The organism is Pseudoalteromonas undina (assembly GCF_000238275.3).
GTDB classification, from domain to species: Bacteria; Pseudomonadota; Gammaproteobacteria; order Enterobacterales; family Alteromonadaceae; genus Pseudoalteromonas; species Pseudoalteromonas undina.
Genome location: NZ_AHCF03000002.1, coordinates 422,593 through 436,483 on the forward strand (window position 1 = coordinate 422,593; position 13,891 = coordinate 436,483).

A 13,891-nucleotide genomic window follows, 5' to 3' on the forward strand; every position below is an offset into this window, starting at 1 on the left:
TCAATTGATAAGTAATTACAATTTGTTGTTGTAAGGCTTGCGCAATATACTTTTGCTATTAAAGATTGATAGGTATTTGTTATGACTTTTAACCCGATTATGTTTGCCCGCCATAGCAACGCTAACAGCGCGGTTATTAATGCCTTACAAGCCGATAGCAGTCACGTTGTTATTGACTTTAGTGGTAGTGAAGCATCGGTATTTTTAAGTGCTATTTTAGGTCATGACCTCACCAAACTTACTGCTAGTGGCTTTGGCTTTAAAGGCACACTGGATGGCGATTTAAATTCTGATTTTAGCTACGCCGTTTACTACTTTAGCGAAACCGCCTTTCGATTTGTACTTCCAGTTAATGCTAGCCTGCAATTACAAGCGCTCATTAACGAGCAGCAGCTTAGATACGATATAGACTTTGTGGTACGCACCGACTTAGCGACCTTTACTTTAAAAGGCGACAATGCATTTGATACCTTAGTTGAGGCATTTAAACTAACCCCAGGGTTACGCCTTGCTGACGCGCAGCTTTGCTATGGCGCGCAAAGTGGAGACGTGTTTGTTACTGCAGTAGATCAAAACAACGAACAGCAGTTTATTGTTATTGCTAAAACGGCCACCCTTGATAAGTGGCAACAGTATATGCAGCAACAGGGCTTTAGTGTTACCAACACTCAAGCAGCCTAACGGGTAAAAAGTTAAAGATTACAATTTGGTAGGCTTATTAATGGCTACCATGTTATTCCCCCTCATTTAATTGAGGCCACGCCCACACACATGGGTTAATTTAAAAGTGAAGGAATATTATGACTTCTAAAACAGTATTACATGCAAAGCACCTTGAAGCCGGCGCAAAAATGGTTGATTTTCATGGCTGGGAAATGCCAATTAACTACGGCTCACAAATAGAAGAACACAACGCCGTACGTAACGATGCTGGTATGTTCGACGTATCACACATGACCATTGTTGATATTCAAGGTGAGCAAGCACAAGCGTTTTTACGCAAGCTAGTGGCTAATGATGTTGCTAAGTTAACCGTACCAGGTAAAGCGCTTTACACTGGCATGCTTAACGAGCAAGGCGGCGTAATCGACGACTTAATTATTTACTACTTTAGCGAAACATTTTATCGCTTAGTGGTTAACTCAGCGACCCGTGAAAAAGATTTAGCACATTTAGCTAAGGTATCGAGCAATTTTGCTGTAACGGTTACTGAGCGCCCAGAATACGCCATGATTGCAGTTCAAGGCCCTAATGCACGCGCTAAAACAGCCCAGGTATTAAACGCAGACCAGCAAGCTGCAGTAGAAGGCATGAAGCCATTTTTTGGTGTTCAAGCCGGTGATTTATTTATTGCTACAACAGGTTATACTGGCGAAGACGGTTACGAAATTGTAGTACCAAACGAGCAAGCCGCCGATTTATGGCAGCAATTGCTTGATGCCGGTGTGGCGCCTGCGGGCTTAGGTGCGCGCGACACACTGCGTTTAGAAGCAGGTATGAACCTTTACGGCCTAGATATGGACGAAAGCGTATCACCACTGGCAGCTAACATGGCATGGACTATTGCATGGGAGCCAGAAGATCGTGACTTTATTGGTCGTGATGTTTTGGTAAAACAACGTGCAGAAAAAAGTACTCACAAGCAAGTAGGTCTTATTCTTGAGGAAAAAGGCGTACTACGCAGTGGTTCTAAAGTAATTGTTGATGGTGGCGAAGGTGTTATTACATCTGGCACATTCTCACCAACATTGGGCTATAGTGTTGCATTAGCACGTGTACCACGTTCAACCGGCGACACAGCTCAAGTAGAAATGCGTAAAAAATTAGTTAACGTAAAAGTAGTTAAGTCGGGCTTTGTACGTAACGGTAAATCAATAATCTAAATAATTTGGTTATACCAATAAATAAGTTAGCCTTATTCATTGGTATTCTCCCAATCTAAACCAAAGGATGAAAAAAATGAGCAATATCCCTAGCGAGTTAAAATACGCACCTTCACACGAGTGGGTTCGTAACGAAGGCGACGGCACTTACACTGTTGGTATTTCTGAGCATGCACAAGAACTGCTTGGCGACATGGTATTTGTTGAATTACCAGAAGTAGGCGACGAAGTAGATGCTGGCGAAGACTGTGCAGTAGCAGAGTCAGTAAAAGCGGCATCAGACATTTACGCGCCAATCAGTGGTGAAATTGTTGCCATTAACGAAGAGCTAGAAGATGCGCCTGAAACAGTAAACAACGACGCATACGGCGACGGTTGGTTATTCCGTATTAAAGCGTCAGAAGAGTCTGAGTTAGATAACTTATTAGACGCTGAAGGTTACGCGCATACAATTGACGAAGACTAATCGTTAATTAATAAAAGCCCCTCTATGTTAAAACATTGGGGCTTTTATGATTAAAGCGCTTATTTTTCCATACAAAGTAGGCTGCTAAATCATCACATATTTTAATCAATACTAGTTACCCATTAGTATTTGGATCATAGGAATCTGGACACATGTCAAACGCCAAATCTCTTGAACAATTAGAGCAAAAGCAAGATTTTATTCGCCGCCATATTGGGCCAAGCCCAGCGCAAGTAAACGACATGCTTAGCGCTCTTGAAGTATCGAGCGTTGAAGAGCTGATCGGTCAAACTGTACCTGCTGGTATTCGTCTTGAGCAAGGTCTTAATATCGGCGAAAGCCGCACCGAAGTTGAAACACTAAGCTACTTAAAATCAGTAGCAAGCAAAAATAAAGTTTTCAAATCGTATATTGGCCAAGGCTACCACCCAACTCACGTACCGCACGTAATTTTACGTAACGTACTTGAAAACCCGGGTTGGTATACAGCGTACACACCGTATCAGCCAGAGATTGCACAAGGGCGTTTAGAGTCACTATTAAATTTCCAGACTATGACCCTAGATATTACCGGCCTAGATTTAGCAAGTGCCTCACTGCTTGACGAATCAACCGCTGCAGCCGAGGCTATGGGCCTTGCAAAACGTGTATCTAAAGCTAAAAAAGCCAATGCGTTCTTTATTGCCGACGACGTACACACGCAAACCATTGACGTAGTGAGCACCCGTGCAGAGCAATTTGGTTTTGAAATTATTGTAGGTAAAGCAGCCGATGCTGTGAACCACGATATTTTTGGTGCGTTATTCCAATACCCGTCAACATCAGGCGAAATTGTTGACATAACAGACCTAATAGCTGGCGTACAAAGCAAAAAAGCGATTGCCTGTGTAGCAGCCGACATCATGAGCTTATTACTATTAAAAGCACCAGGTAAATTAGGCGCCGACGTAGTACTGGGTTCAGCACAGCGTTTTGGCGTACCTATGGGTTACGGCGGTCCTCATGCAGCATTTTTTGCAACACGTGATGCGTACAAACGTTCATTACCAGGTCGTATTATTGGTGTATCAAAAGACCGTTTAGGTAACGATGCATTACGTATGGCAATGCAAACCCGCGAGCAACACATTCGCCGCGACAAAGCCAACTCAAACATTTGTACTGCGCAAGTATTGCTAGCGAACATGGCTGCGTTTTACGCGGTATACCATGGCCCGCAAGGCTTAAAAACCATTGCACAACGCATTCACCGTTTTGCTGATATTTTAGCAACTGGCTTAAAAGCAAAAGGTGTGGCACTTAAGCACACTACTTGGTTTGACACATTAACAGTGGTTGATGAAAACAAAGCCGACGTGATTGCGCGTGCTGTAGCTAAAGGTGTTAACTTTGCTACTAACCATGCAGGCGAGTATTCAATTTCAGTATCTGAAACCACAACCCGTGCAGACGTTGCTGAGTTATTTGATATTATTTTAGGCGAAGGCCATGGCCTAAGCGTAGATGCGATTGCTGCTGATGTTGAAGCAAATGGCAGCGACTCTATTCCTGCAAGCCTAGTGCGTGATGATGAAATTCTAACGCATCCAAACTTTAACAGCTACCACAGCGAAACAGACATGCTTCGCTATATTAAGCGCCTTGAAAACAAAGATTTAGCGCTTAATCATTCTATGATCTCGTTAGGTTCATGTACCATGAAACTAAACGCGACCGCTGAAATGATCCCAGTTACATGGCCTGAATTTGCTAACCTTCACCCATTCTGCCCGCTAGACCAAGCAGAAGGTTATCAAGTAATGATTAACGAACTACACGATTGGCTAGTTAACATTACCGGTTACGACGCGGTTTCATTGCAACCAAATTCAGGTGCACAAGGTGAATACGCAGGCTTAATCGCCATTCGTAAATACCACGAGTCACGAGGGGATGCGCACCGTAACGTATGTTTAATCCCAAGTTCTGCGCACGGTACTAACCCAGCATCGGCACAAATGGCCAGCATGAAAATTGTGGTTGTTAACTGTGATAAAAACGGCAACATCGATATGGAAGACTTAAAAGCGAAAGCTGAAGAAGTCTCTGAAAACCTATCATGTGCCATGGTAACGTACCCATCTACCCACGGTGTATACGAAGAAACGATTCGTGAGTTATGTGAAATTGTTCACCAGCATGGTGGCCAAGTTTACATGGATGGCGCAAACATGAACGCGCAAGTAGGTGTTACTAGCCCAGGCTTTATTGGCTCAGACGTATCGCACTTAAACTTACACAAAACCTTCTGTATTCCACACGGCGGCGGTGGCCCAGGTGTTGGCCCAATTGGTGTTAAATCGCACCTTGCGCCATTTATGCCAAACCACAGCGTAATTAACGTACCAGGTACTAATGAAGGAAATGGTGCAGTATCGGCAGCGCCTTACGGCTCTGCAGCTATTTTACCTATTTCATGGGCTTACATTGCCATGATGGGCTCTGATGGCTTAAAACAAGCGACAGAAATGGCGATTGTAAATGCTAACTACCTAAGCAATGAGCTTAGCAAGCACTTCCCAATTTTATACCGTGGCCGTAACAATCGCGTTGCCCACGAATGTATTATTGACCTTCGCCCATTAAAAGAAGCCTCAGGCATTACTGAAATGGACGTTGCTAAGCGCTTACAAGATTACGGTTTTCACTCACCAACGATGTCGTTCCCAGTAGCGGGCACATTAATGATTGAGCCAACAGAATCTGAGTCTAAGGGCGAGATTGACCGCTTTATCGAAGCGATGGTATCGATTAAAGGTGAAATTGATAAAATCATTTCAGGTGAATGGTCTATCGAAAATAATCCACTGGTATTTGCACCGCACACACAAGCTGATGTGTTAGGTAATGAATGGGACCGCGCGTATGACCGTTTTTACGCTGCCTTCCCAGTACCAGCGGTTGCTAAAGATAAGTTCTGGCCAACGGTTACACGTATCGATGACGTATACGGCGACCGTAATTTAGTATGTGCATGTCCTCCGATTGAGACATACCGCGACTAATTTTTGAACTTTAATTGGTAGTAAGTTCCACTGTAGAGTGGGATTTATCAAAATTATAAAAGCCGTTGCAGCAATGCAACGGCTTTTTTGTGTGTTTAAACATTACAGACGCAGAGCTTGCTGGCGTGTTGGGCGACAGCCCAAAAGGTGTTTAATTGTTGAAGGCGCATACTTTGCTTGCTTTTGGCTCATTGAGGAATTAGAAACCTTATTCAAGGTTTTATCGCGCTGGCGACGGCAGCCAAAGAAGAATCGATTTTCAAATTGATTCTGCTGCAAGCAATTCATCCCTGAAGCTGGGTTACTGTCGGCATCCATGCCTTCACTTCCTCATACTGCGAAGCTGCGCTTCGGTTATTCGTCACCTCCCAGCGCCACCCGAGCATCACGCTTAATCCTTCAAAACACAATTGATGTGAACGTAAGCGCCGTGTAATCGCCATCCATGGCGAAGTCACGGCTTTCATTTCATCCATGAAATGAATTACTCATCAATTGCTTATTTTCAGGGCGTGAGTTGTTAAACGTGAGATTGGTGTTTGGACTTTGCAGGTGGAATAAATTACCCACGAATTTTAACTTATAAAAGTACTATTTTTATAAATTCTTGTACTATAAGTTCTATGTCAAGTAAAACAGGAAAGCCAACTATGAAAGTTGGCTTTTAATTTTAATTATAAATTTCTTTAATTTATGCCGTAGCAGTTAGACGAAGACTTTCATGATAATCCTCCGCCAAGGCTGTCATTTTAAACTCGGCCTCTATTCCTGAAATTTTATTAACTGCTTCTTGGATTTCTACGAGATCAACATTGAAAAACTCTTTGCGAGTGTTAACGGCATTGACACGTTGCCGATGAAACTCACGATGTAGTGCAGACTCTAGCGCGGGCGCATCGTCGGTAAAAATCATAGCGTGAACATCAAATGAGAACGGAACACTTGCATCTCCAAGTTCTTTAACCCTGTCCATAGGCTCTAATCTACGAGTTAGACCAATTTTATATACATCTTCACCAAATGAACCAATATTACTAATTACATAGACATGACCTTTACGAGTTTGCTCAGCCATGCTTTTTGCTCGTTCTTCTTTCGTTTCGGCTTCTGCTAATTGTTGCTCTAAGATGGCAATTTTTTGCTCCATTTCAATACGCTCTTGATCTGTGGCCTTGGAAAGTTCGCCACGAGCTTTATCAAGAAGATTACGATACATCTTTTCTTCTTTTTCAGCTTCAGCAATTGCCTTTTCGAATTCTTTGATGGCTCGTTGCTCTTCCCGGATCTGTTCCTTAATTAGCTTCTGTTCAATAATTTCTTCTTGTTTCTTTAAGATATATTGATATTGAAGTTTACACTCTTCGAACTTTAATTCGATGTAGTCAATATCAAAACCGCATTCTAAGGTTGCTGCTGATTTTTCAAGGTTGTTAGCTAACTTTTCAATTCGTTCGAGTGTTCGATCAAATGAACTTGGTGATACTTTAGCAATCAACATGTCACATTCAACATTAAATGCTGTAAGCATTAATTTAACCTGACCATTGAGTATTTTCTTATTGAAAGCGTTGTCATTAGAAATGATAGTTGATTCAGGAAAAGTAATAGCTGTTTTTTCTTTGATCATTTCTTTTTGCTGTTGCCTGATATCCTTTATTTCTGATACATAACGGTTTGATGTTTCATATAAGTATTCTGGCATTTCGAAATGGCCATGAGTTGTATACTCATCAAGACGAGAATATAAATCAATACTGCTCATCAATTCGTTTAACTTGTCTTCGTTTTGATCAATGCTTTCAATAAGTTCATTTAAAGAGTTTTGAGCTTTTTGAAAGGATGCTTGTTGCTCTTGAATACTTGTTTTTAGGGAGTCATCTTGTCCTTTTAAAGCTTGTAAATTAGCCGTTTCCGCATTAATTCTACAAAGCTCTTTCTCAGCTGCAGCAATTGCTTCTTTTAATGCTTCTTGCGCTTTTTTGCTCTTTGTTAGCGCTTCATCAATAGACTTATATTGCCCAACTTTTTTATTTACAGATTGTTTTGTCAGTAGATAAGTTACAAAAATAGTGATTAATGATATGCCTGCCAGTATCAGTAAATTATTATCCATATATTACTTTAAAACCTCTTGTATGAATTGCTTTCTTAAGGTTGCTCTTTCATCACAACGTTCTTTATACTCCTCGCTAGCATCTTCCAACGCACTTTTAAAAGCTTGCTTTTCTGCCGACTTTCGCAACCTTGATTGCTTTTGCTGTTCACGTTGGGCTTCACGTACTAACTTATCATGTGCTCTAATAGCTTGAGCTTCTGTGCGCTGGCGAGCTTTTTCCCTTCGCTCACTTTCTCGAATAGCTTGTTTATTGGCTCGGTCTATCGCTTTAACAACTCTTACAGCTGTTTTAAAACCACTTCCTCGTCTGGCCAACTCATACCTCCTTAAATCATCAAGTTTTTCAATAGCTACATTATTAAACCTTTGTACGCTTTAATATCACACAGGCTATCTATAAACTCAATTACATTTGTAAACCAAAGAGTTCATCCATTAGACAGTTCTGCTCAAGCAGGCAGCTGTGTTTTCTTGATCTTTTTATTCAAAAACCAAGTGTTTTATTTTTACCTCAATTTTTTTAAGTGCTTAGTACTGATTAATAAGTACAATAGTTAAAATTTATTTATTTTAATTTTATATTTACAAGGAAGTTGTTTATATGAGTGATGTAACGCCATTTTTATATATTGCTGTTATGGCTTTTTATTTTTTACACAAAAACGAAGAAGGTAAAATACTAGTACCGATCGTTGCTTTTGCAGCAATACCGTTATTTAGTAACGATTACTGGCTGTGGTTTAAAGTGAGTATAGGGCTGAGCATCTATGTTTTAATGGTAGAAAAAGCTAAAGCCGGATATACAGGAGGTGGAGCCGTTTCAGCATTTGCTGCATTTTTTATAGGGGCTTATATAGTCAGTGCCATCATGCATACTGTGATGTTTATTGTAGCTGATATTAGTTTTTGATTATTTAAATCCAGATTACTTACCCATTAGATTTACATTAGCTCAATTCTAAAGTTATGTATTTTAGCTTGCTTTTTGAGCTCGTAAAATATAATTTAGGTACAACATAGACTAAATTAAAAGGAATTAACTATGATAAATCTACCTACATGGAATACTCTACAGAAAAACTATCCTGCACTGCCTGCGCCAGCTGTTTTTAAAAAAATAGGTGGTAAAGTGGAATTAAATCATGATATTGGTGTTTTTAATAACGCATGCGCAACACGAATCTCTCTCGCTTTAAATAGTGCAGACTCTACTCATAAGATTCCTTACTACAAAGCTATCGGTCCCAATGGAAAATTTGAAGGGCAGGTTTCTTCTGGAAAAAATAAAAACTGGTATATTTTTCGAGTAAAAATACTGATTATGTATTTAACAGAGAAGTACGGTAATCCAGATATGTATAAACCAGCAATACATGAAAAAGAGCTAAACGGTCGTAAAGGTATTATTATTTATGAAGTAAATGGTTGGTCTGACGCTACTGGACATGCAGATTTATGGGATGGAAGTAAATGCGTTTATAAAGGTTACGGTAGCCAGTCAAATAACGTTTTATTTTGGGAAGCACCGTGATGTCGAAGTTTAAGGTAATAGGGGTTTTTTTATTATTAACCTTGAGCTTTTCATGCTCATCTATGCCAGAGAGAAGTAAAGAACCACTGATGGATTTTGCTAGTGCAAATTGCTTTTTTTGGTACTTCAAAGATAATAACATTCCTACTAATGATATTAGTAAAATAACGGGTGGAATTGTTGAAATGAGTGGCTATTCGGCTAATAAGTTTCAACAGGTTGCGTTGCTGGTTAAAAATTACTCGCCTCAATTGAAAACCAAGCATGAAGTTGATATTCAACTGGCAAAATGCTTTTTATTAAAAGATGATGCAAGCTTCATAAAAGAGCTTAAAACCATAGGTGAATCTTAATTAACTTTATAAATTTTCCTTTTTTAATATGGAGGTCAGGTCTTAATCTTTAGAATGATCTCCATGAAGAACTAAAAAACGAAATGGGTCACCCATTAGAAACTACTGGTCAAACAGGGCACTTTGATTTCTTAATATTTTTATTCAAAAAGCCAAGCCTCCCTATTTTTTAAACTCAATTTAGCATGCCCCAAAACCTAAAAAGGAAAATCTAATGGGTGACCCCATTTGGTCTTCATTTGGTCTATGACCCCATTTGGTTCTGGTTTTGGTGTTTTTCTATAAACATATCTCAAATAGATTTGATATATGGAAGAAATTGTAGATTGAATCTTGTTAAGATTGGAGCATAATACTACAGCCATTAAGTCTATATTTAACTTGGAGAAAATGTGTTAGGACGCAGCGAAATTATAAAACTTATTGATGAAGAAAATATTTTGAGCGTTGATGGAAGCTCAACAGAGGATATCAAAAATCGAACGCAGGCGTCCTCAGTAGATTTAACTATCAAGTCGATTTATACAGCGGACAAAACAATATCTAATTCAAATATAGATATTGGCAATGCAGGTTTAGATTTGATTGATTTAGAACCCGGTCAAACAATTGTTATTCAAGTAGCTGAAAGGTTCGACTTACCTTCAACGATAGGTGGAATTATTTTTCCTCCAAACTCAATGTCTAAGTCAGGAGTAATAATGACTAACCCCGGTCATATTGATCCTTTGTTTTCTGGGTATATTAGTGTTTATTTGGTTAACATGGGGAAGTCCCCAGTGAGATTGAAAAAGGGTAGCAAGGTAGCTACTTTGCTATTGTATTACATTAATGGGGATGTTGGTGAAAGTAATATTTCAGGTGGAGGTGTTAGTAAGGAGCAAGTTTTAACTTTGAGCAAAGACTTCGCTAATTTGGATACTAGAATGCCTGATTTGCTTAACTCAGTTATTAGAAATAAAGCGTTATTGTGGGGAGGTGTGGTCATTAGCATTGTCGCTTTGTTTTTTACTTTAGTTCCGCTACTTAGTGAGCAAATATTTACAAATAAAGCTATTGATGCTTTCAAGCTGGAGCATGTTAAACCATTAAAACATATCAATAATCAGCAGCAGATAGAAATTGCGGCACTAAAAACTGATTTAGCAGACAAAAATAACCAACTGGAGAACCTCAGATTAAGAATTGATGAAAAGGATTCTCAAATCCAAAATCTTTCATCTGATGTGAAAAAATTATTTAATATTCTAGATAAAGAGTTAACTCCAGAAATTAGCCAAAAGAAAGGAGTTGAAAAAATTGAAAATTAAATGTGCGGACTTTAACGCTGTTGTCATTAGTCGACCAAGTTTTGATGATACTGCTTTAATCAGTTTTCTTGAAAGTCAGGGATTAGATTGGGTTAGAAGTGGTGGAACAGAGGCTGAGGAGATTGTAGAAGTATCAGGTAGAGTGTGCTATCTGTCATTTGGAAAAAATAGGCAGTCACCAAGAGACAATAAATCTTACATAGCGAACCTTATTTCTCAAGGACATGAAAGTGTCTTAGAGCATGTAAATTGGACAGTTTTACTGTCAGGAGTATCTAGAGGTTTCACTCATCAACTCGTTCGACATCGCGTAGGATTTGCATATAGCCAGCTCTCTCAACAATATCATGATGAGTCTGATGCTCTATTTGTAGTGCCTCCATCGATCAAAAAAAATAAAGAGTTATTTACTGAATGGGCTGATGATATATATCGAAGCTTATCCACATATAGAAAAATTATTAATACTGTTGAGAAAAGTCAATTAACAGATAAAGAATCACTGAGGGAGTTAAGAACGGCTGCTAGATCTGCACTACCTAATGCAACTGAAAGTAAAATTATTATTACAGTCAATGCTCGTGCGTTGAGACATTTTTTTGAGGTTAGAGGTTGCTTAGAAGGTGATTGGGAAATGAGACAGGTAGCTTGCAAGCTGTTCGAAATGGTTTGTTGCGATGCACCTTCACTGTTTTATGATTTTAAGAAAGTAGAAATGTTAGATGGTAGTTTTAAGTTAGTGAAGAGATAAAGTAATGTTTACATTTTAAATTGTATTTGTTAATTGAGTTTAAGAATCAAAGTTGAAAGCTATTCACAATTTTAATTGTCGGAATCGGTTTCGTAACTGATTGAATGTTAAGGGCAACTATTCACAAACTTAATTGTATGTAACCATCAAAACTATAAAAGCCGTTGCAGCAATGCAGCGGCTTTTTTGTGTGTGGTGATTAATGTTAATTGTATAAGCGTAGATTGGATAGAGTTAAACGAAACCCAACAAATCACAAATATGCTTATTCGTTCAAAAGCCAAGAGTATGTGTTATTTATTGTAGGCGTAAAGCTTGCTGGCACGCGGGCGCATGCCCTAATAGATGTTTGAGATTACTATTACAGATAATGTGAATGCGTCTCGTATCTTTAGAAATTAGAAACCTTACTCAATTTTTTGTCTTTGTGGTGACGACAGCTAAAACGGGGCTGCTGTGCCCTCTTTATTCGCGAACTTCTTCTTATATTGCGGCACAATACCGAGTTAGACATCGTTGTAATTTAGCCCGATCTTATAATAGAAAGGAATGCTGAAAATACATTTAAATATTATAAAGCAATAATAAGTTATCGTTTTACGATAATTTTAATTGTTTTTTTAGTTTTTGAGTGTCATAGTGATTTTTTAATAGAAGGAACTTAAAATGAAACGCGAGTTACTTACTCTTGCTACTATAGTGTTAGTTGTGCTGCAAACTGCATGCACAACAATTTCGATTGAAGAGTCAAATTTTCTGAACCCAGATCAAAAAGTACAGATTACAAAGCTGCGTAAAATTGAGCAAACAGCTACAACAGAAGATATAACTATAAATGGGTTTGACGATGTGACGTTGAGTGGCACCTTGATAAAGGTTGATGATGCGCAAGCAACTGTCATTTATTTTGGTGGTAATCAATTTCGTGTAAGCGTTGCTGGAGGTAAACCTGCACAACAAATATTGCCAATGAATGTAAATATCTTAATGGTTGATCATCGAGGTTACGGTAATAGTGAGGGCACGCCGACAATTGAAAACTTAAAGCGTGATGCATTGTCAGTTTATGATTATGTTGCAACCCGTACAGATTTAAAAAGCACTCCGACTATTTTACATGGACACTCTTTAGGCAGCATGATTGCAGGGTATGTTGCAAGTGAGCGGCCCGCGGATGCGCTAGTACTTGAAGGAAGTATTACTAATGTAAAGCAAATGACATCGCAACGTATGCCTTGGTTTGTAAAGCCATTTGTAGAGGTTAATTTTAGTGATGAGCTAGCTAGGGTTGATAATTTAAAGGTAGTGGAATCATTTACTGCTCCGCTTTTAATAATTACCGGAGAAGATGATACTCAAACACCTCCTGCTTTAGCTGAAACTTTATACCAACATGCACTTTCAAAGCAAAAGCAATTATATATTGTAAAGGGTAAGCACCATGGTAATGCATTGACTGGTGATAAGTTACAGCTACATTATCAGCGATTAGTAATGCAGTTAAAAGCAAAGAAATCTTAAAATGAAAAGAATAGTAATGATGAGTAACGTAATATTAGCGTTACTTTTTTTGACCCTAACTACTTTATTAATTACCGCCGTTGTATTGTTACTTAATGGCAGTGATGTTTTAAACTTTACTCAAGCTAACGGTACTCACTTGTGGATAGGGCTTGAAGTTACCGGTTCTTGGAAAAGTACTGCAAGCACATTAACGGCAAACAGTTTTAATGCAATGACGTGGTTAGCGTTACCGCAAATGTTGCCATACATTATTGTAAATCTGATTTTAATTCGCTTGTTTATGCTTTACCGTAAAGGATTGTTTTTTAACTTAAAGAATATTCAATGCTTTAAATGGCTTGGTGGCTTATTATTACTGCAATTTATATTTGTGGCTTTTTATCCCGCGTTGTTGGTAACACTGCTCAATATGTTCTCAGGTAGTGAGCTTAAACGAGCTGTAGTGATTCAAGACACCGATATCATAGGCTTTATAGTTGGTCTTATTATTTATGTTATTGCATGGATAATGAAACAGGCGCAACAGCTGCAACAAGAGCAAGAGTTAGTAATTTAATGGCAATAATAATTGATTTAGATGTGATGCTCGCAAAGCGTAAAATGAAGTCGGCAGAGCTTGCCGAAGCAATTGGGATTACCCCACAAAATTTATCTGTATTAAAATCGGGCCGTGCAAAGGCTGTACGATTTACAACGCTCGACGCTATTTGCAAATACTTAGATTGCCAACCTGGTGATATTTTACGCTTTGAAGTTGATATTGACTAAGTCGCATACTGACTAGTAAAAATGCTCCCTTTAGGGTTTGACCCCGTTTCACTCTCCTCTTCTATAACTAATTGTTTAACAGTACCTAATTTAGGATTAGTATTAGTTACTACTTAAAACAATAATAAAATAAGTGCTAGAAATA

General features: G+C 38.8%; 15 protein-coding genes. 12 read left to right on the plus strand and 3 right to left on the minus strand.

Annotated features, from left to right (window positions below):
* The first annotated feature begins 81 nt into the window (after positions 1-81).
* From PUND_RS02595 to gcvP, 4 genes are all read left to right on the plus strand, one after another.
* The gene (locus PUND_RS02595; RefSeq protein WP_008465326.1) at positions 82-681 is read left to right on the plus strand and encodes a hypothetical protein; all 600 of its coding nucleotides are present in this window, start codon (positions 82-84) and stop codon (positions 679-681) included.
* A gap of 119 nt (positions 682-800) precedes the next feature.
* The gene (gene gcvT, locus PUND_RS02600) at positions 801-1,883 is read left to right on the plus strand and encodes a glycine cleavage system aminomethyltransferase GcvT (RefSeq protein WP_010390746.1); all 1,083 of its coding nucleotides are present in this window, start codon (positions 801-803) and stop codon (positions 1,881-1,883) included.
* A gap of 76 nt (positions 1,884-1,959) precedes the next feature.
* A complete protein-coding gene (gene gcvH / locus PUND_RS02605; RefSeq protein ID WP_008112430.1) occupies positions 1,960-2,349 on the plus strand; it encodes a glycine cleavage system protein GcvH in 390 nt (129 codons plus the stop codon).
* Positions 2,350-2,501: 152 nt separating this feature from the next.
* Positions 2,502-5,393: an aminomethyl-transferring glycine dehydrogenase gene (gcvP, locus tag PUND_RS02610; protein ID WP_010390749.1), complete on the plus strand. Its 2,892-nt coding sequence runs from the start codon at positions 2,502-2,504 to the stop codon at positions 5,391-5,393.
* A gap of 102 nt (positions 5,394-5,495) precedes the next feature.
* Here gcvP and PUND_RS02615 read toward each other — a convergent pair whose 3' ends face one another.
* The 3 genes from PUND_RS02615 to PUND_RS02625 form a co-directional block, all read right to left on the minus strand.
* Positions 5,496-5,711 carry a hypothetical protein gene (locus PUND_RS02615; RefSeq protein ID WP_010390750.1) on the minus strand — a complete coding sequence of 72 codons (216 nt, stop codon included), beginning with the start codon at positions 5,709-5,711 and terminating at the stop codon, positions 5,496-5,498.
* A gap of 373 nt (positions 5,712-6,084) precedes the next feature.
* The gene (locus PUND_RS02620) at positions 6,085-7,506 is read right to left on the minus strand and encodes an SNIPE associated domain-containing protein (RefSeq protein ID WP_010390751.1); all 1,422 of its coding nucleotides are present in this window, start codon (positions 7,504-7,506) and stop codon (positions 6,085-6,087) included.
* 3 nt (positions 7,507-7,509) lie between these two features.
* Positions 7,510-7,824, minus strand: coding sequence for a hypothetical protein (locus PUND_RS02625; protein ID WP_010390752.1), 315 nt, complete (start codon positions 7,822-7,824; stop codon positions 7,510-7,512).
* A 286-nt stretch (positions 7,825-8,110) separates the two neighbouring features.
* Here PUND_RS02625 and PUND_RS02630 point away from each other — a divergent pair, with 286 nt between their 5' ends.
* The 8 genes from PUND_RS02630 to PUND_RS02665 all read left to right on the plus strand — a co-directional run bounded on the left by PUND_RS02630 (position 8,111) and on the right by PUND_RS02665 (position 13,746).
* Positions 8,111-8,419: a hypothetical protein gene (locus PUND_RS02630; protein WP_010390756.1), complete on the plus strand. Its 309-nt coding sequence runs from the start codon at positions 8,111-8,113 to the stop codon at positions 8,417-8,419.
* A gap of 132 nt (positions 8,420-8,551) precedes the next feature.
* Positions 8,552-9,040, plus strand: coding sequence for a type VI secretion system amidase effector protein Tae4 (locus tag PUND_RS02635; protein WP_010390758.1), 489 nt, complete (start codon positions 8,552-8,554; stop codon positions 9,038-9,040).
* Positions 9,040-9,393, plus strand: a complete 354-nt coding sequence (locus tag PUND_RS02640) for a hypothetical protein (RefSeq protein WP_010390760.1) — start codon at positions 9,040-9,042, stop codon at positions 9,391-9,393. Before PUND_RS02635 ends, PUND_RS02640 begins: the two co-directional genes overlap by 1 nt.
* 392 nt (positions 9,394-9,785) lie before the next feature.
* Complete coding sequence (locus PUND_RS02645; RefSeq protein ID WP_010390763.1) at positions 9,786-10,703, plus strand: dCTP deaminase domain-containing protein; 918 nt, start codon at positions 9,786-9,788, stop codon at positions 10,701-10,703.
* Positions 10,684-11,454 carry an FAD-dependent thymidylate synthase gene (gene thyX / locus PUND_RS02650; RefSeq protein ID WP_198501061.1) on the plus strand — a complete coding sequence of 257 codons (771 nt, stop codon included), beginning with the start codon at positions 10,684-10,686 and terminating at the stop codon, positions 11,452-11,454. The genes PUND_RS02645 and thyX overlap by 20 nt, the downstream gene beginning before the upstream one ends.
* Positions 11,455-12,120: 666 nt before the next feature.
* The gene (locus tag PUND_RS02655) at positions 12,121-12,975 is read left to right on the plus strand and encodes an alpha/beta hydrolase (RefSeq protein ID WP_010390767.1); all 855 of its coding nucleotides are present in this window, start codon (positions 12,121-12,123) and stop codon (positions 12,973-12,975) included.
* A gap of 1 nt (position 12,976) precedes the next feature.
* Positions 12,977-13,534, plus strand: a complete 558-nt coding sequence (locus tag PUND_RS02660) for a DUF2975 domain-containing protein (protein ID WP_036949813.1) — start codon at positions 12,977-12,979, stop codon at positions 13,532-13,534.
* Positions 13,534-13,746 carry a helix-turn-helix domain-containing protein gene (locus PUND_RS02665; RefSeq protein ID WP_010390771.1) on the plus strand — a complete coding sequence of 71 codons (213 nt, stop codon included), beginning with the start codon at positions 13,534-13,536 and terminating at the stop codon, positions 13,744-13,746. The genes PUND_RS02660 and PUND_RS02665 overlap by 1 nt, the downstream gene beginning before the upstream one ends.
* Positions 13,747-13,891 lie beyond the last annotated feature (145 nt).

What these genes read in the sequence shown, in the direction of transcription:
- PUND_RS02595 (WP_008465326.1), top strand. Translation starts at nt 82, where the DNA reads ATGACTTTTAACCCGATTATGTTTGCCCGCCATAGCAACGCTAACAGC.
- PUND_RS02660 (WP_036949813.1), top strand. Translation starts at nt 12,977, where the DNA reads ATGAAAAGAATAGTAATGATGAGTAACGTAATATTAGCGTTACTTTTT.
- gcvH (WP_008112430.1), top strand. Translation starts at nt 1,960, where the DNA reads ATGAGCAATATCCCTAGCGAGTTAAAATACGCACCTTCACACGAGTGG.
- PUND_RS02635 (WP_010390758.1), top strand. Translation starts at nt 8,552, where the DNA reads ATGATAAATCTACCTACATGGAATACTCTACAGAAAAACTATCCTGCA.
- PUND_RS02615 (WP_010390750.1), bottom strand. Translation starts at nt 5,711, where the DNA reads ATGGATGCCGACAGTAACCCAGCTTCAGGGATGAATTGCTTGCAGCAG.
- PUND_RS02620 (WP_010390751.1), bottom strand. Translation starts at nt 7,506, where the DNA reads ATGGATAATAATTTACTGATACTGGCAGGCATATCATTAATCACTATT.
- gcvP (WP_010390749.1), top strand. Translation starts at nt 2,502, where the DNA reads ATGTCAAACGCCAAATCTCTTGAACAATTAGAGCAAAAGCAAGATTTT.
- PUND_RS02640 (WP_010390760.1), top strand. Translation starts at nt 9,040, where the DNA reads ATGTCGAAGTTTAAGGTAATAGGGGTTTTTTTATTATTAACCTTGAGC.
- PUND_RS02655 (WP_010390767.1), top strand. Translation starts at nt 12,121, where the DNA reads ATGAAACGCGAGTTACTTACTCTTGCTACTATAGTGTTAGTTGTGCTG.
- gcvT (WP_010390746.1), top strand. Translation starts at nt 801, where the DNA reads ATGACTTCTAAAACAGTATTACATGCAAAGCACCTTGAAGCCGGCGCA.
- PUND_RS02665 (WP_010390771.1), top strand. Translation starts at nt 13,534, where the DNA reads ATGGCAATAATAATTGATTTAGATGTGATGCTCGCAAAGCGTAAAATG.
- PUND_RS02630 (WP_010390756.1), top strand. Translation starts at nt 8,111, where the DNA reads ATGAGTGATGTAACGCCATTTTTATATATTGCTGTTATGGCTTTTTAT.